The following is a 20330-nucleotide window of genomic DNA, read 5'->3' as shown; positions in this document are numbered from 1 at the left end:
CAGTAGGCCGGATACATATGAGCGACTTCCGAGAACGTGCGAAGAAATCAATTGCGAACAGCAGCCGGTACATACATATGGGCCGACGTGGCGACAGAATAGGTCTCCAGATGGCACATGTTGCGGCGCGACAAATGACGGCTTTTAGGAAATTAGAATGAGGACAAGGGTACTACCGGACACATTGTGCAACAGCTCAATCCGCTGTGCGCAACATCTCATAGTGGATTCGCCAACTCACACATGACCTGGCGGTCGGCCAGCATTTGGTGGCGAAGCGCGCTCAAGATTCCTGTTTCGTAGCTTGATAATGCATCGTCTGTAGATGTAAAACCAAATGAGTGTTTTTGCGTTCCTGAAGTATAATTTTTCGCCTGAATGTAATGCAAAAACTCTCGTTGCTTCTTGCAATTCCACTTCGAATGGTCTCCGAGGAACCTCCGAAGGCGCATCAAATTACTCCAGGGTGAAAGCCAACTTGCCCGTTGTTCTCTATATCGCGTTAGTTGCAGCGCATTCCTATATGAATACCATTAATCCATACCCTTACACGCTGTTCTTCATTTTCGAAACAAACAATAACGCTGGAGATTTTTCAGCAGACTTTTTCCATTATGTCTTGTCGCCGGTATCAATGGCATTGATTGAATTGTATTCTGGTACGAGGTGCTTTTTGGACGATGCCTATAGTGGGTGTCTCAAGGGAAATGGATTTGTTTCTTGGTTTATCATTTTCGGTGTACTTTCATTGACCACAGCATCGGCAATGTTTCTTCTGACCATGATGATTTCGATTTGGGTGGCTTTTTTTGGGGTACATCTTTGGCGCGTTGGCGTTGTATGTACGTGGGTCGAGCGGTTTTTGGCAGCCCATGTATTCCGAAACTAGGTTGTTTCCACGCCGGTTGGTTTCCGGCAAGTCTTACACATAGACTGGGTGTCCAAAGACCCAATTGGGGCTAAACCATGGCTTGGCTCATAGTACCCCAACGCCATTGAAGACATCACATACTGGGTAAGTGAAGTGTTTGGGGATGAGCACTACTAAGGTGGACCAGGCGCTAGGCCGCTTCGTTCTCCCTCCTACACGCTTGTCCTATGCGTTGAGCTTAGTCCAGACTCGCGGAATACTCGACAAAACCGGCTCTGCAAGCGCTGCATTGGGGCAGATTGGTTAATCTAACTTACCCGATAATCGGGTGCTTGTCAGACCGTAGTATTTAAGCTTGCAATGCCTCGGTCGCGAGTGCCTATGAGGCGCGTATCGACAAGCTTGAACGCGAAAAGACCATGCTCCAGGAAAAAATCGACGCTGCGATTGACCTGCTCCCCTGAAAAGTCCTCGATTTGAGGTTAGGCTGTTCTCCAAGAAGGAGACAGACGATGAAGAGAAGCCGTTTCAGTGAAGAACAGATCATTGGGATATTGAAAGGGCATCAGGCTGGCCGTTGGCGCGAAGGAGTTGTGTCGCAAGCACGGCGTCAGTGATGCGACTTTTTACCAATGGCGATATATCTTGCTCAAGCGTGAAGGCTGGGCGGTGAACTGGAAGAAGCTCTACCGCATCTACCGCGAAGAAGGATTAACAGTCCGTAAACGTGGCGGACGCAAGCGTGCAGTGGGCACCAGAACGCCAATAGCAATCCCGCAGGGGCCAAACCAGCGATGGTCGCTGGACTTCGTCTCTGACAGCCTGTCGTGTGGCCGCCGCTTCCGTATCCTGAACGTGATTGATGACTTCAGTCGCGAATACCTCGCCGCCGTGGTTGATACGTCCCTCTCAGGCGAGAGGGTTGCCCGTGAACTGGATCGAATTGCAGAGATGCGCGGCTATCCCTGCATGGTGGTCAGCGATAATGGAACCGAATTAACTTCAAACGCCATCCTGAAATGGCAAGAAGATCGCAAGGTCGGCTGGCACTACATCGCGCCCGGCAAGCCAATGCAGAACGGGTTCGTGGAGAGCTTCAATGGCCGTATGCGGGACGAATGCTTGAATGAGCACCTGTTCGACAGCCTACGCCATGCCCGCAATCTCGTGGCAGCATGGCGAAACGACTTCAATCACCACCGCCCACATTCCAGCCTCGCTGGTATGACACCATCGGAATATGTTAACCGGTCAAAGGAAGACCAAAACCTGAGCAGAGCTAACCTAAATTAACGGATTCAATGGGGAGCAGGTCACGATGCCTGATAAAGGACGACCGAAGGATTGTGTGGGAATCGCATTGAGATTCCTACCAAGACCTTGGGATATATATAAAAATAGGAGCTGTGCAGCCCGACAAACGGCACTGAGACTGGCGTTTTCAGAGCTGCTGACCTACACGCCAGAAGGCGTGCATGGAACATCAAAGAGACCTTACCTTTCAAGGCATTAGCAGCTTTCTCCGAAAAAAGTGTGAGATGGTGCTGCTGGAGAGAATTGAACTCTCGACCTCTCCCTTACCAAGGGAGTGCTCTACCTCTGAGCTACAGCAGCGCCGACGTGGCGGGTGATTAGACCCTAAAGCGGATCGGCGCAAGCCTAATCTGGACCCTCCCCGCAGCCTGCGTTAGACAAGCGTCATGGCGCAGGAAGATCAACCCGGCAGACCCGCAAAATCGGGTAAGACACGCGAAGATAGGCTAAAAGCCGCGCTGAAGGCGAATCTTGCCCGACGCAAGGCCCAAAGTCGTGCACGGGCCAAAGATCAAGCGCGGGATACAGGCACGTCTGCTGGCGCAGGCAACAATAAGGACGCATAAGCGTATGGATTCCATTCTTGTCAGAGGCGGCGGCCCGCTGAGCGGGCAAATTCCGATTGCGGGGGCAAAAAATGCCTGCCTGACACTCATGCCGGCCACATTGCTGACCGATGAACCACTCACATTGATCAATGCCCCGCGCCTCAGCGACATCCGGACGATGACGCAGCTACTGCAATCGCTGGGCGCGGAGGTGACCTCCTTGCAGGAAGGCCGGGTCATCGCGCTTTCAAGCCATACGATCAGCAACCACACCGCCCATTACGACATCGTTCGCAAGATGCGCGCTTCCATACTGGTTCTGGGCCCGATGTTGGCGCGCGAAGGGCATGCGGTTGTCTCCTTGCCCGGCGGCTGCGCGATCGGCGCACGCCCTGTCGATCTGCATCTCAAGGCGCTGGAGGCCATGGGCGCGCAGCTTGAGCTAAAGGATGGCTACGTTCACGCCAAGGCACCAGGTGGTCTGAAAGGGGGCGAAGTTGATTTCGAGTTCGCCTCGGTCGGTGCCACCGAAAATGCCCTGATGGCCGCGACGCTGGCCAAGGGAACGACCGTTTTGAACAATGCCGCCCGCGAACCCGAGATCGTTGATCTCGCCCGGTGTCTGCGCACCATGGGCGCGCGCATCGCAGGCGAGGGTACGTCGATCATCACCGTTGAAGGGGTGGACCGTCTTGGCGGGGCGACCCACACCGTGGTCACGGATCGCATCGAGTTGGGCACCTACATGCTGGCCCCTGCCATCTGCGGCGGCGAGGTGGAGCTTTTGGGCGGGCGGATGGCGCTGGTCCAAGCGTTTTGCGAAAAGCTTGATGCGGCCGGCATCGACGTCGCCGAGACCGACAATGGGCTCAGCGTCAAACGCCGCAACGGCGACATTCGAGCGGTGGATGTCACCACCGAACCTTTCCCGGGGTTTCCCACCGATCTTCAGGCCCAGATGATGGCGCTGCTATGTACAGCCAACGGAACATCAGTGCTGGAGGAACGGATTTTCGAGAACCGCTTCATGCACGCGCCCGAATTGATGCGTATGGGCGCAGATATTGACGTACAAGGCGGCACAGCCACCGTAAAGGGCGTGAAGAAGCTCAAAGGCGCACCCGTCATGGCAACGGATTTGCGAGCGTCGGTGTCCCTGATTCTGGCCGGGTTGGCTGCCGAAGGTGAAACCCGCGTCGGTCGGGTCTACCATCTTGACCGTGGGTATGAACATGTGGTCGCCAAACTGTCCGGCGTGGGCGCAAACATCGAACGGATAACCGAAACATGACAGACGCACGCTTTGAAGACGCCCGTGAGGCGCCGCTCAATCTTGGGGCTCTGGATACCGACGACCTCTCCGTCCTCTCGGCTCTGGCGCAGGATGCGGTGTTTCCCGCAACTGAAATGCGCTGGGATCGCACGACCCGCCGCTTTGCCCTGCTGATCAACCGGTTTCGCTGGGAAGAAGGCCCCGCGCGGACGGCAGCGCCCGAGCGTGTGCAATCCTTGCTGGTTTTCGAGAACGTGAGCGCAGTCGCCAGCAATGGAATCGAACGCAACGACGCGGATACCGTCTTGTCGATCCTGTCCGTGGCCTTCGAAGAAATCGACGCGCCCGCAGGTCATGTCTTGCTGACGCTGGCAGGAGACGGGGCAATCCGGTTGTCCGTCGAGGCGCTCGAAGCCTCTCTGAAAGACGTGACCAAACCTTATGTGGCCCCTTCCAAAAAAGCCCCGCACCACCCGGAGTAACCCACCCTTCCTGCTCATTCCCGCCTCCTGCCACGAACCTTGGGGCGGCCCGTCAGAGGTCCGACAATGCCCGTCTTTCTGAACGCAAATGACGCTGATTTTGAGGCGGCTTTTCTGCAATTGCTCAGTGCAAAGCGGGAAGACAGCCCCGATGTCGACGACGTGGTTGCACAGATCATTACAGATGTGCGCGCGCGCGGCGACACGGCGGTGATAGAGTTGACCGAGCGTTTTGACCGCCTTTCGCTGACCTGTGAAACATTGCAGATTCAACAGGATGAAATCGACGCCGCCGCGGCCTCTGTACCGCGTGAACAACGCGACGCTCTGACGCTGGCGGCAGACCGCATTCGGGCCTATCATGAAAGGCAACGTCCCGAGGATGCGCAATGGAGCGATGCGGAAGGGGCGACATTGGGATGGCGCTGGACGCCGGTGGCGGCCGCCGGGCTCTACGTGCCTGGTGGGCTCGCCTCTTACCCTTCATCGGTGCTGATGAACGCGATCCCAGCCAAGGTCGCAGGGGTACCGCGGCTGGCCATGGTGGTTCCGACCCCGGACGGGGCGCTCAATCCGATGGTATTGGCGGCGGCACAATTGGCCGGCGTAGACGAAATTTACCGTATCGGCGGGGCGCAGGCGATTGCAGCGCTGGCCTACGGAACCCGGACCATTGCACCGGTCGACAAGATCACCGGACCCGGCAATGCTTTTGTTGCCGCCGCAAAACGGCGCGTTTTTGGCAAGGTGGGTATCGACATGATCGCCGGACCTTCCGAAATTCTGGTGATTGCCGATGCGGATAATGACCCCGACTGGATCGCACTTGATCTGCTGAGCCAGGCTGAACACGATGAGAGCGCGCAGTCGATCCTGATCACCACTGATCCCGACTTTGGCCAGGCCGTTGCAAATGCGATTGAGGCCCGCCTGCAAACGCTTGACCGACGCGCGATTGCATCGGCAAGCTGGCGCGATTTCGGTGCCGTCATCATCGTCCCCGATCTGGCAACTGCGGCGGCATTGTCGGACCGGATTGCCCCTGAACATCTCGAACTTTGCGTGGCCGATCCCGATGCTCTGAGCGCACAGATTACCCACGCAGGTGCGATATTTCTGGGTCAATGGACGCCTGAAGCCATCGGCGATTACATCGGCGGGCCCAACCATGTACTTCCCACCGCGCGATCTGCTCGTTTTTCCTCCGGCTTGTCCGTACTCGATTTCATGAAACGCACTACGCTTGCGCGGATGACGCCGGGCGCTCTGCGGGCCATTGGCCCGGCTGCTGAAACGCTGGCGCAAACCGAAAGCCTTGAAGCGCACGGTTTGTCGGTCACCGCAAGGTTGCGCAAACTGAACGATCCTTCGTGACCGCCGCCTTGGTCATTGCTCTTGGGCAAGGACCTGCGCTAAGCATTGCCAGTTCGCTTTTCGTGTAAAGAATCCCATCATGTCCCGTATTTCCAATATCATCCTCGACGATTCCGGCCTGCCTCCCCCCACACCCGAAATCGAACAAGAGCGCCGCGTCGCCATGTTTGACCTGCTGGAAGACAACACTTTTGTGCTGCCGGATCGTGAGGGTCGCAACATCCCGCCCGGTCCCTATCATGTGGGGCTCGCCATCAAGGAAAAGCGGCTCGTCTTTGACGTGAACACGGAAGATGCTGAAAAGGCTGCGGAATTTCACCTTTCGCTGGGGCCGTTCAGACAGGTGGTCAAGGACTATTTCCAGATTTGCGAAAGCTATTTTGAAGCTGTAAAGAAATTGCCCCCCAGTCAGATCGAGACCATTGATATGGCGCGGCGCGGCATTCACAACGAAGGTTCCCGCGTGCTGCAGGAACGCCTCGAAGGCAAAGCGGAGGTTGATGTCGACACCGCGCGGCGCCTGTTCACGCTGATCTGCGTCCTGCACTTCGGGGGCTGAATGAGCAACGAGCTTCCTCAGTCGGTATTGTTTTGCTGCGATCACAATGCAGTGCGCTCGCCGATGGCCGAAGGGATCATGAAGAAGCTCTATGGCACCGGCACCTATGTCCAATCCGCAGGCGTCACCAATGACATGGAGATTGATGGGTTTTCCATTGCGGTCTGTCAGGAGATGGATGTGGAATTGTCGCGCCATCGCAGCCGCAGCTTTGACGAAATGGAAAACTGGGGAGATGACCTTGGCTCTTTTGATCTGGTCATCGCGCTGAGCCCTGCATCGCAGCGCCGGGCGTTGGATCTAACCCGGTTTTATCATCTCGAGGTGGAGTATTGGCCCATCCTCGACCCGACTGGGCTTGGAGAAAGCCGCGAAGCAAAGCTTGTCAGCTATCGGCAGGCGCGCGACCAGATCAAGGAAAGATTGCTGGATCGTTTTGGACCGCCCACCGAGATGATCTGAAGGCTTTTCGGCGGCAATCGTGTCGATAACGCCGCAGCCGGGCGTGACCCAACGTCCCAAGTCATTTGCAACAGGTCAGTGAATTGTCGCTCCTGCGTAGCCATCGGGTGCCATGTCGCGCGGAGATTTCATGTCCATCCGTTTCAAAGCAAGGCCGAAATCCGATGCCAATGACGCAACAAGCGGGGCGACATCCGGACGGACAAGCAGCGTGGCGATGAGCAATGCGTCTTCACGATCGCCTTCCGCGGCAATCGCCACGAAATTGGCAAAACAAGCCTCATCTGCGCCAATGCAACGGCATTCCACTGCGTGCCGCATTAGCGGGCGACGTCCGTGCCGACCGCAAAGTTCCAACAGTTGCTCGAAAACCCGCATGGCTTTGAGCCCATGCGCGTCCCCCAAAAATCTTGCAAGATCGCTGCAGACTTCCGCCTGCCTTTGCGGCCCTTCGCTCCATAATCTGAGATAGATGATGGAAGCCGCCTCGATACTGGTTAGCTCTGTCAGGAAGCCAACCGCCGCGCCGCCGCGTCTCTCTGTGTTTTCGTTCATTTTGTCAGGATCAGCTTGCCGGCGCGCGTGATCCGCAACACGTAGATTTTGTCCTCATAGATGATTTGAGCCAATCCACCACCTTTGGTCAGATCGCTTGCATCATATGTCGGTGCCTGCTGGACAGGGGGATGCGGGCGTTCATTGACGGAATGAAAGGGCATCATTTGCGCCCCGCTGGCGGATCGAGCCGATCGATGACCCATTCCATATTGAAGCCCGCAAGCCGATCCGTCTGCCATAACAGCTCCGCCAAAATCGAAGTGCCGCCGAACTGTGGGCTTGGGCTTGTCTGGAAATCAGTCAATTCTCGAGTTTCTCTAGCCATCCTGGAAGTCCTTTCATCGCTACAATGTCGGGCTTCCCCTGATGATATTGGGGTGGCTGGAACTCCCCTTATACCTGATAGATTTAATCAGGTATGTCAACGCCTGAATTTCAGCGTGTTTTTTGAAGCGGCAATTTGCGCGTTATCGACCCCGAAAACCCAGCCCTCGCGGTCGAGGAGCAACCGACCAGACGTTACTCTCAACATTTTCAAAGAATTATGAGTTTGCAAAGCTACACCCAAAACTTTGCAAACTACTTTTGAAGATAGGGAAGCCGATGTCTAGCCCTTCGAAAACCTATTCGGGCTGTAAATGTCCAAGTCGATGTTTGCGCCACGTCCCGTCAGCATCCCTGCCACAAGACGGCCGGTTTTTGGGCCACCCGTCAGGCCAATGTGGTGATGGCCAAAGGCCGCGAGCACACCTGAATTGGCAACTTCTCCGATCAACGGCAGACTGTCCGCTGGCGCAGGACGATGCCCCAGCCACTCCTGCTGACCTGCATAGTTCAGATCAGGGAAGGCCTCGGCAACCTTCCGGCGCAACAACTCAAGCGGCGCTTTCGAAGGACCGGCTTCAAGCCCGCCGAACTCCACCACACCGGCACAGCGCAACCCCGCCGCCATGGGGGTGGCCACGAATTTGCCGCTGGTGACCATCATCGGGGCGCGGGGGCCGTTTTCCGCACCTTCAAACACGATGTGATACCCGCGTTCACTTTCCAGCGGGACAGAAATCCCAAGCTTTTTCATCAGCGGTTTTGACCACACACCGGTTGCCAGAATAACGCGGTCGCAGACCAGTCGGCCCGCCTTGGTGACCACCCCTTTAATCACGCCGTCGGCCATGTCGAAATCGACCACTTCCGCTGTGCTGATCACCCCACCTTCACTCTGGAAAACGCGGGCCAGCGCCGCCACATAGCCGCCGGGGTCGCGAATGTACCCATGATCTTTCATTGTGGCCAGACAGCCAATCGCTGGGGAAAGATTGGGTTCATGTTCCTGCACCTCTTTACCTGTGCGCAATACCGGCTCAAACCCTGCGTCACGGCGCAAAGACCACACATAGCTGTCCGCTTCAAAAGTGGCGGTATCCTTGTAGGCAAAGTGGTATTCGCTGTCAGTGACCCAGCTTTCAGCCTCCGTCCCGTGGGTCAGCGCCTTGTGCTGTTCCACAGCATCGCTGACGATCGGCGTGAGGCCCCGCGCGATGCGCCGCGTATCCGCGTCATTGGCATGGCTCAGATAGCGCATCAGCCAAGGCACAACTTTCGGCAGATATCGCCACTTGAGAAACAGCGGGAAATCCGGGTTCAGCAGCATACCAGGCCCTTTGTAGATCAAACCGGGTGCCGTCACCGGCACCATTGAGCAGGCGGCCAGAACACCGGCATTGCCATAAGAGGTGCCCTGCCCCGGCGCTGCGCGGTCGAGTAGCGTGACATCCAGCCCATATCTGCGCAACCAGATACCGGTGGAGACCCCCACGATGCCTGCGCCGATAATAACGATTTTTTGAGCCATGCCCCACCTATTGAACCGATCCCGAGATCACATTGACCACAGATTTCATAGCGTCAATCGATTCTCTGATAGGGGGCAGATCACCCCATCCAGCGGCGCACAGGTGCATTGCTTTCCTCCAGGGGTTGGGTCACCACATCGACCAGAGACGGGCCCTCATGAGCAATCGCCCTGCGCATCACCGCCTCGAGGTCCTGAGGGGCCTTCACCTTCCAGGAGGTGACACCATATGCCGCAGCCACCGCAGCCTGATCCACACGGGTGAAATCCACATTGTGGTAGCGCGCGCCCTTATCATCTTTCTGGCTGGCCTTGATCCACCCGAACGCGCTGTTGGAAAACACGACATAGGTGATATTGGCGCGCGCCCGGCAGATGGTTTCAAGCTCCCCGCAGGTGAACCCGAATGACCCATCCCCCATCAGCGCCACGACCTTGCTGCCCGGTCGCCCGAACCACGCCCCCAGAGCTGCCGACATGGCATAGCCCAAAGCGCCATGGGCACGGTTGGTGATGAAATGACGCCCTGCCTGAGGCAGTTGGTAGTAGGCCGAGAAATAGGGACAGCTGGTGCCCGGATCTGAAACGACCGTGGCGTCTGCGGGAAGCAGTTTCTGCAAGGTATTGATCACGCGTTCCGGGCGGATGGGTGTCTCGTCGCTTGCCGCCAGCTTGTGGAATGCCGCAAACTTGCGGCGTTTAATCTCCGCTGCTGCTGCCGCACCACCAAAGGTGGCGTGCCCCTGACCGCGCGCGTCCAGAAGACTATTGGCCTCTGCGAGCGCGAGGCGCAGATCGGCAACAACGCCCACCTCAGTGCGGTAATTTGCCCCGATCACCATTGGATCGCTGTCAAAATGTATGATCCGGCTCCCGGGCCTCGGGGCTTCCCAGCGTGCAGTGGTGGTGGACCCGGCGCGACATCCCAAGAAAACCACGAGGTCTGCTTCCGCCAAGGCCTCCCAGGTTTCATCCGTCCCACCATTGGAACCGACAACGCCAACGGCGCAAGCATGCGTCTCAGCCAGCGATCCCTGACCGGAAATGGAGGTGACCACGGGGATATCGAGCCGGGTCGCAAGCCTGTCGAGCTCCTCCATGGCACCTGCAATAACGACACCGCCCCCACAGACGATCACCGGGGAGTTGGCTGACAGGATCGCGTCAATCGCCGCCTCAACGGCCCCCGGCGCGGCAGCCGCAGGATAGGCCGGATAGCTCTGGTGCATCGGATCTGCCCAGATGTCATCAGGATCGACCGGATCATACTGGATGTCGTAGGGAAGCCCGAGATGGGCGGCCCCGGGGCGGCCCGTGGTCATCGCCCTGAACGCCATACGCACCATGCGTGGCACATGGGCCGCCTGTTTGATGACCGTATTCCATTTTGTGACCGGGCGCATGAGCGCCTCCTGATCCACTTCCGTAAGCGGGTATTTTCCGTAAGTGCCAACCGAGATATCCGTCGTCAGACCCAGGACCGCATATGAGCTTTCACTTGCTTCGATCAACCCGGGCAGGATGTAGGTGGCCCCGCCTCCGGAAGGGCCCTCGCACACGCCCGGTCGACCGGTAACACGGGAATACCCATCCGCCATATAGGCCGCAGAACGTTCATCCCGCGTCAGAACATGGGTGATCCCGTGGTTCATCCCACGCATGGCATCATAAAGCGGCAGGCTGGTGTCCCCGCAAAGCCCGAACACGTGACGCACTTTGTGGGCGTCGAGCATGCGGATCATCGCTTCCGCGCCATTGAGGGTGTTGGCCATGGTGATTCTCCCGGTGAGCCCTTTCGATTCAATTGTATGCATACCTGTATACAATTTTGTTTCAAGCAATCATTCGCCCTGTCCGAACCACATTGTTCATGTTATGCGGAAAGCCGGTTGATCAACTCGGAGATAGCCTGCATGACCCTTCAGCAGGGTGGTAAAACAGTTTACGGCGCCACTGTCGGCATCCTGATGCTGGAAACCAGATTCCCCCGTATTCCCGGCGACATTGGCAACGCGACCACATGGCCCTTCCCGGTGCATTACCGCATTGTGCAGGGGGCAACGCCTGATCTGATCGTGCGCCACGATGCGCGCGCCATGCGAGACGCGTTTATCCGCGAAGCACAGGCGCTTGTTCAAATGGGGTGCGACGGGATCGTGACCAATTGCGGGTTCCTTTCCATAATTCAGGACGACCTCAAGACCGCTCTGGGCGTCCCGGTTGCCAGTTCGTCGCTGATGCAGGTGCCGATGATCGCCCAAACGCTTCCCCCCGGTCAGCGGGTTGGCGTTTTGACGATCTCGAAAGACAGTTTGACACCCGACCATCTTGCCGGTGCGGGTGTGCCACTGGATACACCCATTATGGGAACGGATGCAGGCCGTTGCTTTTCCGAAGCGATCCTGTCAGATCACAACGAGATCGATTTTGACGCTTGCAGGCGCGACCTCATTGATGCCGCGCGATCACTGGTCGCATCACATGACGACATCGGCGCCATCGTTCTGGAATGTACCAATATGGTTCCCTACGCCCGCGACATCCGGCTGGCGACGGGTTTGCCGGTCTATTCGATCTACACCTTGGTCACCTGGTTTCAGGCAGCCCTGTCACCGCGACGTTTCCCCAGCGAACTGGATGATCCGCGCCAGGGCTTCCTGTCTCAGTAAGCGCCATGATCGGCATAGGCAGATCCGGTGCGCGTCTTCAGAAATGCAGCGAGGGGCACCTCCTCTTGTTTCAGGAAACCGGCGTTGGGCAGGGTCCCGTCGCGCACCATCTCTATGATCCCAACCACTGAGGAAGCGGTGGTCCAGGCAATTGCCGTACGCCGATGCCCGGCCAGCGTGATCGGTTTGTAGCCCCGCACAAATTCGCGGCGCGCAAGCTTGTCTTCGATCAACCCTTCGGCCGAAACATGCACATAAACGATATCGTCTTCGACAGGGGGCTTGGCGTTGACCAGAATTTCGCCGGCCTCCTTGCGCCTGTCGCGCATCAGCAGTTCGTGAAAGAAGAAATTCATCAAATCCACATGTCCCGGATACCGCATGGTCTTGTAGTCAATGTTGGGCACTCTGCCCAGGTAGGTGTCGCACATGGTGCCGAGACCACCCGAAGTAGTAAAAGCCTCCAGCTCGGTGCCATCAATATAGAGCTTCTCGATCCACTCCATCGGGGACACGGTCTTGATTTCGCCGTCCTCCAGCACTTCGCAATCGTTGAGATATTCATTTACGACACCTTCCGGCGACCAATTGAAGGAATAACCCATCAGCCCGGTCGGATTCTGCGGCAAGGCACCAACGCGCATCTTGCAGGCCCTGCATTCGGAAAACTGACCAATCAGATCGGCCCCGACAATCCCGACAAAACCCGGTGCAAGACCACATTGCGGAGCCATCAGCCCCTTGGAGGTTTCCGACAATTCCATGATCGCCTTGGTCGTAGGCACATCTTCGGTGAGGTCGAAGTAGTGAATACCAACAGCATGAGCAATCTCCGCCACCGGTGTGTTCAGATGATAGGGTAGGCAGGACAGGACCGCATCAGCGGCCTGAAGCTCCGGCGCAAATTTCGCGGGATCGGACAGGTCCAGAACCTTCGTCTCAAACGGCAAATCCCGCGATTTAGCACGCACATCAATGCCGGTGACGGCAAAGCCAGCGTCGTGCAGCAACTCGCCTGCCAATGTGCCGACCTTGCCCAATCCCAAAACCACGATGCGATCCATGGCGCCCCTCCCCGGTGTCTTCATTCAACGCATGTCAGATGCGCCATGCAAATCCGGTTCGAGCACCATTGGCAACCACCAAAAAGATGAAATCCGAGAATGATCCTATCCCGGAACGTAAAGCCGCAGCACGGCTTTGCGGGCCGCTTCAGTGGCCTGCTCCCTGCGCCGGGTGATGTGGTCGCGCATTGCAGCAACAGCAGCTTCGCCGTCGCGGGCCTGAAGCGCGGTGATGATCTGAAAATGATGCCGCGGGGTGATGCCGTGCAATTCTTCCATATCGATCCAGCGCACAAAGCGCAGCCGCGCGTTCAGATTGGCAAGCAGCCGCGCCATCTCGCGATTGCCCGACAGGTGAACCATCCGCATGTGGAATTCTTCGTCCAGATTGACCAGCGTCTCCACCGGTGAACCATCATGATATTGCTGCTCGGTCTGTTCGAGGAAAGCTATGATGGCGTGAATGTCGTCATCTGTGGCCCGGCCCGCCGCAAGCCAGACCGCCTCACATTCCACCGCTTGCCGCGCCTCATAGAGATCCAGAATATCACCGGGGTCCAGCGACCTGCAGGAAAACCCCTGTCCGGTCTGAAAGGTCAGGAAACCTTCGGCTGACAACCGGTTAAGCGCCTCCCGCAGCGGCGTTCGGCTGGTGCCCAGCGTTTTCGCCAGATTTAACTCGTTGATCCGCTCACCCGGTTTGAAAGCAAAGGCGACGGCCATGTCCCGCACTGCATGATAGACACGGTCGGCACTGCTCTGCCCCAAATTCATCTGCGTCCCCTCTTCTGTCTGCCTCAACGTGGTCGGGCCTCTTTTGCAATGCTCTTCCTTTTAGGCGGCCCAGGCAAGCCGACCAACCCCGATAAGGCAAATCACGCAACTGCGGAGAGCGCTTTATATTGCGCGACCAGCCAGTCAAAGACCAGTCGCACGCGGCGACTTGAGTTGACCTCCCGATGGGCAACAAGCCATACATCATATTCAAAGGCTGGCAACCAGGGCACGGCGCGTGCAACCTCTGGGTCCGCGTCCCCGATGCGCGCAGCCATAACCCCAATGCCCATTCCTTCGCGAACCATTTGCCATTGCACCAAATGCGCCGCCGTTCGAACTGGAAACTGCGCGTCGCTCAATCGCAACCCGAAGTTATTGAGCGCCTCGACGAAATCTTGGTTGTCTTCGAACCCCAAAAACTCCGCCGACGACAAGGCTTCCGCAGATTGAAACGGCCCGTGTTGATCGAGGTAGTCGCGACTGGCGTATAGATGGGCACCTTCGCGGGTAAGTTTGCGGGCGATGAGTTGGGGGTCGGTCGGACGCACCGTGCGGATGGCGATATCAGCCTCGCGGCGTCGCAAATCACGCATGTTGTTGGTCGCGACAAGCTCGATTTCGATGCCCGGGTGCTTCTTGCGCAATCCGGCGATCATTGGGGGAAGCAGATAGGCCGAAGCGACTTCCGTCGCGGTGACCCGCACCGTGCCTTCGATGGTGGTGGCCTGCCCTGAGGCCGTCATGGAGATGTGGCTGGCGGCTTCACCCATGGCGCGCACATGATCGACCAACGCCAGACCATTGGCCGTCAGCGTCAGCCCACGCCCGACACGGTCGAAAAGCAGCACGCCCAGTTCTTCTTCCAATGCTGCGACCTGTCGTCCCAGCGTTGGTTGCGTCACACCCAAAGCGCGCGCCGCTGCCGAAAGCGAGCCCTCTTCCGCGGTAACCAGAAACGCGCGGGCGCGGTTCCAGTCGAATTTCATTGATCTCCAATCCATGCAAAAATGCATATCAACAACGCGAAATTCGTCAATTTATTTTCTATCAACGCAGAGCTAAACCTCCGTACTGCAATTGCTTGAGGTAACCAAATGACGACCGCCCCTATCACATCGCAGAAAAAATTTGCCGGATCAGGTTTTTGGAACAGGATCGCAAATCGCTACGCCAAAAGCCCCGTTGCGGATCAAGAAACCTATGAGCGCAAACTGAAAATCACCCGTTCTCATCTGAAACCGCACATGGATGTCATGGAATTTGGTTGCGGCACTGGCTCAACGGCTCTGATCCATGCGCCATTTGTGAAACACATCCTTGCATTGGACTTCTCTGAACAGATGATTCGCATCGCGCAGGACAAAGCCCGGGATCAGGGCATCGAAAACGTGACATTCATGACCAACCGGATCGAGGACTTTGATCCCCCCGCGCATCGCTATGACGCGGTTCTGGGAATGAGTATCCTGCACCTTCTGCCGGATCAGCGCAGGGCCATCGCCAAGACCTATGACATGCTCAAACCGGGTGGGTATTTCTTTTCCAGCACGGCCTGCCTGAGCGGGGAAATGTCGTGGTTCCGGCCAATTATCGCGATTGGCTCAGCCCTGAGGCTCTTGCCGAAGGTTGCGTTTTTCACGGTGGAGGAGCTGCAGTCGATGTTGCAAGACGCTGGTTTCATCATCGAAACCTCCTGGAAACCCGGTCCCCGCAAGGGTGTATTCATCGTCGCCAAAAAGCCTCGGTAGCACGTATCTGAATCAATTTCTTGACGGACGATATCCTTTGACCTTAGCGTCTGCACAGAATTGTACACTACTGTACAGTGCTCGCAATCTGGGCATCGGGAGGGTCCTTCATGAAATCGCATTACCGTGTCGTTGTCATTGGGGGCGGCGTTGTCGGCGCTTCGGTGCTTTATCATCTGGCCAAACTGGGCTGGCGCGATGTCTGCCTGATCGAGCGCTCGGTGCTGACCGCGGGGTCAAGCTGGCACGCGGCGGGTGGCATTCATGCGTTGAACGCGGACCCCAACATCGCGCAACTGCAGGCCTATACCATTGATCTGCTAAGTGAAATCGAAGCGGAGAGTGGTCAGAACATCGGCTTGCACATGACTGGCGGGCTGACCATGGCCGGAACACCTGATCGCTGGGAATGGTTGCAGTCGGCCTACCGCACGTTCCAGTCCATCGGCATTCACGACTGCCGCCTTGTCTCTGTCGAGGAGGCCGTGGCGCTGAATCCGATCATGTCTGGCGAGGGGTTGCTGGGGGGCATGTGGGCTGACCGCGAGGGCTATATCGACACCACCGGCACCGTGCACGCCTATGCGGGGGCTGCCAAAAAGCGCGGCGCGGATGTGATCGAACACAACCGCGTGCTGGAACTGAACCAGACGCTGGAAGGCTGGGAGGTGGTCACGGAAAAAGGTACGGTGTCCTGCGAACATGTGGTCAATGCGGCGGGTCTCTGGGCCAAGCAGGTGGGCCGCATGGCCGGCGTGGAACTGCCGGTCTCGCCGCTCAATCACCACTATCTGATCTCCGACACGATCCCGCAGCTGGAAGACATCGACTTTGAAGTGCCGATGACCGTGGACCTCGAAGGCTTCACCTATCTGCGGCAGGACCAGAAAGGCGTGCTGCTGGGCATCTATGAAATCAACCACCAGCATTGGATGATGGATGGCGCGCCCTGGGAATATGGGTTTGAGCTGCAACAGGAAGACCCGGACCGCATTGAAAATGAACTGATCCTGGGGTTTGAGCGTTACCCCTGCCTGCAGGAGGTTGGCGTCAAGACATGGGTCAATGGCGCGTTCACCTTCTCCCCCGATGGCAACCCGCTGGTGGGGCCGGTGCCGGGCAAGCGCGGCTACTGGTCGGCCTGCGCGGTCATGGCCGGTTTCCTGCAAGGCGGCGGGGTCGGCAAAAGCCTTGCCGAATGGATGATCCACGGCGCGCCCGAAGCGGATGTCTACGGCATGGATGTCGCCCGCTACGGCACCTGGGCGGAGAACAGGCAATACATCAAGGAGACCACGGGACAATTCTACACCCGCCGCTTCGTGATGACCTATCCCAACGAGCAATTGCCTGCGGGCCGGCCGCTGAAAACCGCCGGGGCCTATGCGGATATGACCGCTGCGGGCTGCCAGTGGGGGCAAAGCTGGGATCTGGAGGTGCCGCTTTATTTTGCTGAACCGGGGTTTGAGGAAACGCCCTCGCTGCGGCGCTCCAACGCGCATGCCATCGTGGCGGCGGAATGCAAGGCGGTGCGCGAAAAGGTGGGTCTTCTCGACATCACCGGGTTTTCGCGTTTCGAGGTTTCCGGGCCAAATGCGGAGCGCTGGCTGGATCACATCATGGCCTCGAAACTGCCGAAACCGGGCCGCGCGCGCCTTGCGCCGATGCTGGCAGAAGACGGGCGTCTCAAAGGGGATCTGACCGTCTTTAACTGGGGTGACGGCACATGGTGGATCATGGGCAGCTACTACCTGCGCGCTTGGCACATGCGCTGGTTTAACGATCACATGGAGGATGGCGTCACCCTACGCGATCTGGGCGACGACACCGGCGGCTTCTCTCTGGCCGGTCCCGCCTCGCGCCGGGTGATCGAAAAACTGACCGATGGTCCGGTGGGCGATCTGCCCTTCATGGGCTGCGGCGCTTTCGACATTGGGCTGCTGCGCTGCAAGGTCGGCAGGCTGTCTGTCGCGGGCGAGCTGGGCTATGAAATCCATTGCCGGGCGGGTGATCACGCCACGTTAAGGCGCATTCTGCTGGAGGCCGGTGCGGATGAAGGCATCCGCGAATACGGCTTCAACGCGCTCCTGAGCCTGCGGCTGGAAAAGAGCTTCGGCATCTGGAATGCGGAATTTACCCAAGGCTACACGCCCGGCATGACGGGCATGGATCGCTGGATTGACTGGGATAAATCCTTTGTCGGCAAGGATGCTGCCTTAGCAGAGCGCGACGGCAATGGCCCCGCGCAGGTTCAGGTGACGCTGGAGATCGCGGCGGAGGGTGCCGATGCCAGCGGCTATGAGCCGATCTGGTCCAACGGCACTCAGGTCGGGTTCGTGACCTCGGGCGGTTTTGGTCACACAACCGGCAAATCGCTGGCCATGGCGCTGATCGATCGGGATCAGGCCGCCCCGGGAACGGAAGTTTCGGTGCATGTGGTGGGTGTTGAACGCGCCGCCCGCGTCATCCCCGCCTCCCCCTACGATCCGGACGGAAAGGTGATGCGGGAATGACGCTGCGCGAAAACGCGGGCCGCAGACGCACGCGGCGCGGTGGTGGGGCGCATGCCCATGCGGTGCGCAAGGTCGATTACCGCACCCTGCGCAACCCTTTCCCGCCCATGTCGGTGTTCAGTGATGACCGGATCGAGGCCATTCACGAGGCAGCGCTCAACGTGCTTGAAACCCTTGGTATCAAGGTCCTGCTGCCTGAGGCGCGGCGATTCCTGCGCGCGGGTGGTGCGACCGTCGATGACACGAGCGAAATGGTTTTTATCGGGCGCGACATCGTTGCGGCGGCTCTCGCCAGCGCCCCAACCTCGATCCCCGTCAAGGCGGGTGCACCCCATCGCGACATCACGCTGGAACTTGGCAATCTGGTCTTTCAGCCCGGCGCCGGTGCACCACACGCCACCGATATTCTGCGCGGACGCAGGCCCGGCACCGAACGCGACTTCCGCGAGCTTATCCAACTGACCCAGCATTTCGACGTGCTGCACATGGTGCCGCCGCTGATCGAGCCGCAGGACGTGCCGACCCATCTGCGCCACTATGCGACCATGCAGGCACAATTGTCCCTGTCCGACAAACTGCCCTTCGTCTTTTCGCGCGGCACGCCACAGGTGCAGCAGAGCTTTGAGATGCTGCGCGATTTCCGCGGGCTTTCCGACGCTGAATTTGCCGCGCAGTCGCATTGCTACACGATCATCAACACCAATTCCCCGCGCACAATCGACATCCCCATGGCACAGGGCCTGATTGATTTCGCCAAAGCCGGGCAAGTCAGCATCGTCACGCCTTTCACCCTGATGGGGGCGATGGCACCGATCACTGTCGCCGGGGCGATGACGCTGAGCCATGCCGAAGCGCTGGCCGCGATCACACTGACCCAACTGGTGCGCCCCGGTGCACCGGTCTGTTACGGCACGTTCACCTCGAATGTGGACATGAAATCAGGCGCGCCCGCCTTTGGCACGCCCGAGCATTTCAAGGCCAGCCTCGCCGCCGGACAGCTTGCGCGCAAACTGGGGCTGCCTTGGCGCTGCGCCAGCGGGTCGGCGGCCAACCTCAATGACGTTCAGGCGGCAAATGAAACGCAGTTCGGCACCTGGGGATGCCTTCTGTCCGGGGCCACGGTGGTGATACACGCCGCCGGCTGGCTGGAGGGCGGGCTGACGGTATCTTATGAAAAACTGATCACCGATCTGGAGGTCTTGCAGATGGTGGCAGAGCTTTGCGCCCAGACGCCCGCACAGGACGCCGACATCGGGCTGGATGCCTTGGCAGAAGTCCAGCCGGGCGGACATTTTTTCGGTGCGGCCCATACCATGGCGCGCTATCAGACGGCGTTTTACGAGCCCCTCATTGGCGATCTGTCCAATTTCGGCACCTGGGAAGAGCGCGGCGCCAAGGACACGACCACCCGCGCCAGCGAGATGTGGCAGCGCATTCTGAACGAGGCGGAAGGCCCCGCCGTGGACGCGGATGCGCTGGCACATATGCAGGACTATATTCACGCCCAAACCGACGCGGGCGGCGCGCCGCCGGAAAGCTGACCCTTGAGCCCTCCTGAGACCTCCCCCCCCGCGCCTGATGACGCGCCTGAGCTTGTCGGCAACATCAAGGTGACGCGACAGGATTGGCTGGATGCCGCCCGCGAAGCGCTGATCGAACATGGCGTCGAGGGGGTGAAAGTTCAGCTTCTAGGCGCGCGGCTCAATGTGTCACGCTCCAGTTTTTACTGGTATTTCAAATCCCGGCAGGACCTTCTCGACGCGCTTCTCGATCACTGGCAGCAAACAAACACGGCTGCGCTAATTGCCAAGGTGGAAACCCCCGCCGAAACGATCACCGCGGCCGTCAGCAATATCTTTCGATGTTTTGTAAATCCGGATCTTTTCAACACGCGGCTTGATTTTGCCATTCGCGACTGGGCGCGCCGCTCTGATGAGGTTCGCGCCGTGCTACGCGCCTCCGAAACCGAACGGCTCGAAGCGCTGCGGTCGCTTTTTGTGCGTTTCGGCTACCCGGAACTTGAGGCCATCGCCCGTGCGCGCATCCTCTACTACATGCAGATCGGCTACGATGACGCGCAATTGAATGAACCCATGCAGGAGCGCAGCCGGTTAAATGCCAGCTATATTCTGGGATTCACCGGGCAGGAGCCGACCCCCGATGAGGTTGACGCAATGGTAGCCTATACGCAGGAGATCGAAGCGCGTAAGCTGGCGAAATCTCGCGACTAATTTACCCCGGCATGATCTTTTAAGCGGGATTCCGT

At 58.3% G+C, this 20330-nt stretch carries 20 protein-coding genes, 1 tRNA gene and 1 pseudogene; 13 read left to right on the top strand and 9 right to left on the bottom strand.

Annotated features, from left to right (window positions below; genetic code table 11):
• Positions 1-337: 337 nt before the first annotated feature.
• Both Q0802_RS17130 and Q0802_RS17125 read left to right on the top strand, forming a co-directional pair.
• Entirely contained in the window at positions 338-889 is a 552-nt protein-coding gene (locus Q0802_RS17130; RefSeq protein WP_298920539.1) for a hypothetical protein, read from the top strand.
• A gap of 494 nt (positions 890-1383) precedes the next feature.
• Positions 1384-2164: pseudogene (locus tag Q0802_RS17125) on the top strand (IS3 family transposase).
• Between the two features lie 246 nt (positions 2165-2410).
• Here the strand turns inward: Q0802_RS17125 and Q0802_RS17120 are convergent.
• Positions 2411-2485, bottom strand: a tRNA-Thr gene (locus tag Q0802_RS17120).
• A gap of 86 nt (positions 2486-2571) precedes the next feature.
• Here Q0802_RS17120 and Q0802_RS17115 point away from each other — a divergent pair.
• The 6 genes from Q0802_RS17115 to Q0802_RS17090 all read left to right on the top strand — a co-directional run bounded on the left by Q0802_RS17115 (position 2572) and on the right by Q0802_RS17090 (position 6883).
• Entirely contained in the window at positions 2572-2751 is a 180-nt protein-coding gene (locus Q0802_RS17115; protein ID WP_298920537.1) for a hypothetical protein, read from the top strand.
• Positions 2752-2755: 4 nt separating this feature from the next.
• Positions 2756-4024 (top strand): UDP-N-acetylglucosamine 1-carboxyvinyltransferase, encoded by a 1269-nt coding sequence (gene murA, locus Q0802_RS17110; RefSeq protein WP_298920536.1) that lies wholly within the window; start codon positions 2756-2758, stop codon positions 4022-4024.
• Positions 4021-4488, top strand: coding sequence for a DUF2948 family protein (locus tag Q0802_RS17105; RefSeq protein WP_298920534.1), 468 nt, complete (start codon positions 4021-4023; stop codon positions 4486-4488). The genes murA and Q0802_RS17105 overlap by 4 nt, the downstream gene beginning before the upstream one ends.
• A 66-nt stretch (positions 4489-4554) precedes the next feature.
• On the top strand, positions 4555-5862 hold the full coding sequence (gene hisD / locus Q0802_RS17100; RefSeq protein ID WP_298920532.1) for a histidinol dehydrogenase: 1308 nt from the start codon (positions 4555-4557) through the stop codon (positions 5860-5862).
• A 79-nt stretch (positions 5863-5941) separates the two neighbouring features.
• Positions 5942-6421: a UPF0262 family protein gene (locus Q0802_RS17095; RefSeq protein WP_298920530.1), complete on the top strand. Its 480-nt coding sequence runs from the start codon at positions 5942-5944 to the stop codon at positions 6419-6421.
• A complete protein-coding gene (locus Q0802_RS17090) occupies positions 6422-6883 on the top strand; it encodes a low molecular weight phosphatase family protein (protein WP_298920528.1) in 462 nt (153 codons plus the stop codon). It abuts the gene before it with no gap.
• A gap of 75 nt (positions 6884-6958) precedes the next feature.
• Here Q0802_RS17090 and Q0802_RS17085 read toward each other — a convergent pair whose 3' ends face one another.
• The 5 genes from Q0802_RS17085 to Q0802_RS17065 form a co-directional block, all read right to left on the bottom strand.
• The gene (locus tag Q0802_RS17085) at positions 6959-7438 is read right to left on the bottom strand and encodes a hypothetical protein (RefSeq protein ID WP_298920526.1); all 480 of its coding nucleotides are present in this window, start codon (positions 7436-7438) and stop codon (positions 6959-6961) included.
• On the bottom strand, positions 7435-7602 hold the full coding sequence (locus tag Q0802_RS17080) for a hemin uptake protein HemP (RefSeq protein WP_298920524.1): 168 nt from the start codon (positions 7600-7602) through the stop codon (positions 7435-7437). The genes Q0802_RS17085 and Q0802_RS17080 overlap by 4 nt, the downstream gene beginning before the upstream one ends.
• Entirely contained in the window at positions 7602-7766 is a 165-nt protein-coding gene (locus Q0802_RS17075; RefSeq protein WP_298920522.1) for a hypothetical protein, read from the bottom strand. The genes Q0802_RS17080 and Q0802_RS17075 overlap by 1 nt, the downstream gene beginning before the upstream one ends.
• Before the next feature lie 282 nt (positions 7767-8048).
• Entirely contained in the window at positions 8049-9293 is a 1245-nt protein-coding gene (locus Q0802_RS17070) for an FAD-binding oxidoreductase (RefSeq protein ID WP_298920520.1), read from the bottom strand.
• An 80-nt stretch (positions 9294-9373) separates the two neighbouring features.
• A complete protein-coding gene (locus Q0802_RS17065) occupies positions 9374-11065 on the bottom strand; it encodes a thiamine pyrophosphate-binding protein (RefSeq protein ID WP_298920517.1) in 1692 nt (563 codons plus the stop codon).
• Between the two features lie 141 nt (positions 11066-11206).
• On the opposite strand from Q0802_RS17065, the gene Q0802_RS17060 reads away from it, so the two are divergent.
• Positions 11207-11962: an aspartate/glutamate racemase family protein gene (locus tag Q0802_RS17060; protein WP_298920516.1), complete on the top strand. Its 756-nt coding sequence runs from the start codon at positions 11207-11209 to the stop codon at positions 11960-11962.
• On the opposite strand, the gene Q0802_RS17055 is transcribed toward Q0802_RS17060, so the two are convergent.
• From Q0802_RS17055 to Q0802_RS17045, 3 genes are all read right to left on the bottom strand, one after another.
• A complete protein-coding gene (locus Q0802_RS17055; protein ID WP_298920512.1) occupies positions 11956-13026 on the bottom strand; it encodes a saccharopine dehydrogenase C-terminal domain-containing protein in 1071 nt (356 codons plus the stop codon). The two genes, Q0802_RS17060 and Q0802_RS17055, sit on opposite strands and share 7 nt — an antisense overlap.
• 105 nt (positions 13027-13131) lie before the next feature.
• On the bottom strand, positions 13132-13800 hold the full coding sequence (locus Q0802_RS17050; RefSeq protein WP_298920510.1) for a GntR family transcriptional regulator: 669 nt from the start codon (positions 13798-13800) through the stop codon (positions 13132-13134).
• A gap of 101 nt (positions 13801-13901) precedes the next feature.
• On the bottom strand, positions 13902-14789 hold the full coding sequence (locus tag Q0802_RS17045; protein WP_298920508.1) for a LysR family transcriptional regulator: 888 nt from the start codon (positions 14787-14789) through the stop codon (positions 13902-13904).
• Positions 14790-14897: 108 nt separating this feature from the next.
• Here Q0802_RS17045 and Q0802_RS17040 point away from each other — a divergent pair, with 108 nt between their 5' ends.
• The 4 genes from Q0802_RS17040 to Q0802_RS17025 all read left to right on the top strand — a co-directional run bounded on the left by Q0802_RS17040 (position 14898) and on the right by Q0802_RS17025 (position 20295).
• The gene (locus tag Q0802_RS17040; RefSeq protein WP_298920506.1) at positions 14898-15551 is read left to right on the top strand and encodes a class I SAM-dependent methyltransferase; all 654 of its coding nucleotides are present in this window, start codon (positions 14898-14900) and stop codon (positions 15549-15551) included.
• Positions 15552-15661: 110 nt separating this feature from the next.
• Entirely contained in the window at positions 15662-18064 is a 2403-nt protein-coding gene (locus Q0802_RS17035) for an FAD-dependent oxidoreductase (protein WP_298920504.1), read from the top strand.
• Positions 18061-19605: a trimethylamine methyltransferase family protein gene (locus Q0802_RS17030; protein ID WP_298920502.1), complete on the top strand. Its 1545-nt coding sequence runs from the start codon at positions 18061-18063 to the stop codon at positions 19603-19605. The genes Q0802_RS17035 and Q0802_RS17030 overlap by 4 nt, the downstream gene beginning before the upstream one ends.
• Before the next feature lie 3 nt (positions 19606-19608).
• Positions 19609-20295 (top strand): TetR/AcrR family transcriptional regulator, encoded by a 687-nt coding sequence (locus Q0802_RS17025; protein ID WP_298920500.1) that lies wholly within the window; start codon positions 19609-19611, stop codon positions 20293-20295.
• Positions 20296-20330 lie beyond the last annotated feature (35 nt).

This window comes from uncultured Roseobacter sp., from assembly GCF_947495275.1.
Classification (GTDB): Bacteria; Pseudomonadota; Alphaproteobacteria; order Rhodobacterales; family Rhodobacteraceae; genus Roseobacter.
This window is presented reverse-complemented; position numbering and strand designations above follow the sequence as displayed.

Bases quoted from the DNA above. Each gene is read 5' to 3' on its own strand.
- Q0802_RS17075 (WP_298920522.1), bottom strand. From the start codon at position 7,766: ATGGCTAGAGAAACTCGAGAATTGACTGATTTCCAGACAAGCCCAAGC.
- Q0802_RS17095 (WP_298920530.1), top strand. From the start codon at position 5,942: ATGTCCCGTATTTCCAATATCATCCTCGACGATTCCGGCCTGCCTCCC.
- Q0802_RS17030 (WP_298920502.1), top strand. From the start codon at position 18,061: ATGACGCTGCGCGAAAACGCGGGCCGCAGACGCACGCGGCGCGGTGGT.
- Q0802_RS17060 (WP_298920516.1), top strand. From the start codon at position 11,207: ATGACCCTTCAGCAGGGTGGTAAAACAGTTTACGGCGCCACTGTCGGC.
- Q0802_RS17090 (WP_298920528.1), top strand. From the start codon at position 6,422: ATGAGCAACGAGCTTCCTCAGTCGGTATTGTTTTGCTGCGATCACAAT.
- Q0802_RS17105 (WP_298920534.1), top strand. From the start codon at position 4,021: ATGACAGACGCACGCTTTGAAGACGCCCGTGAGGCGCCGCTCAATCTT.
- Q0802_RS17115 (WP_298920537.1), top strand. From the start codon at position 2,572: ATGGCGCAGGAAGATCAACCCGGCAGACCCGCAAAATCGGGTAAGACA.
- Q0802_RS17070 (WP_298920520.1), bottom strand. From the start codon at position 9,293: ATGGCTCAAAAAATCGTTATTATCGGCGCAGGCATCGTGGGGGTCTCC.
- hisD (WP_298920532.1), top strand. From the start codon at position 4,555: ATGCCCGTCTTTCTGAACGCAAATGACGCTGATTTTGAGGCGGCTTTT.
- Q0802_RS17085 (WP_298920526.1), bottom strand. From the start codon at position 7,438: ATGAACGAAAACACAGAGAGACGCGGCGGCGCGGCGGTTGGCTTCCTG.
- Q0802_RS17080 (WP_298920524.1), bottom strand. From the start codon at position 7,602: ATGCCCTTTCATTCCGTCAATGAACGCCCGCATCCCCCTGTCCAGCAG.
- Q0802_RS17040 (WP_298920506.1), top strand. From the start codon at position 14,898: ATGACGACCGCCCCTATCACATCGCAGAAAAAATTTGCCGGATCAGGT.
- Q0802_RS17130 (WP_298920539.1), top strand. From the start codon at position 338: ATGAGTGTTTTTGCGTTCCTGAAGTATAATTTTTCGCCTGAATGTAAT.
- murA (WP_298920536.1), top strand. From the start codon at position 2,756: ATGGATTCCATTCTTGTCAGAGGCGGCGGCCCGCTGAGCGGGCAAATT.
- Q0802_RS17045 (WP_298920508.1), bottom strand. From the start codon at position 14,789: ATGAAATTCGACTGGAACCGCGCCCGCGCGTTTCTGGTTACCGCGGAA.
- Q0802_RS17065 (WP_298920517.1), bottom strand. From the start codon at position 11,065: ATGGCCAACACCCTCAATGGCGCGGAAGCGATGATCCGCATGCTCGAC.
- Q0802_RS17035 (WP_298920504.1), top strand. From the start codon at position 15,662: ATGAAATCGCATTACCGTGTCGTTGTCATTGGGGGCGGCGTTGTCGGC.
- Q0802_RS17050 (WP_298920510.1), bottom strand. From the start codon at position 13,800: ATGAATTTGGGGCAGAGCAGTGCCGACCGTGTCTATCATGCAGTGCGG.
- Q0802_RS17055 (WP_298920512.1), bottom strand. From the start codon at position 13,026: ATGGATCGCATCGTGGTTTTGGGATTGGGCAAGGTCGGCACATTGGCA.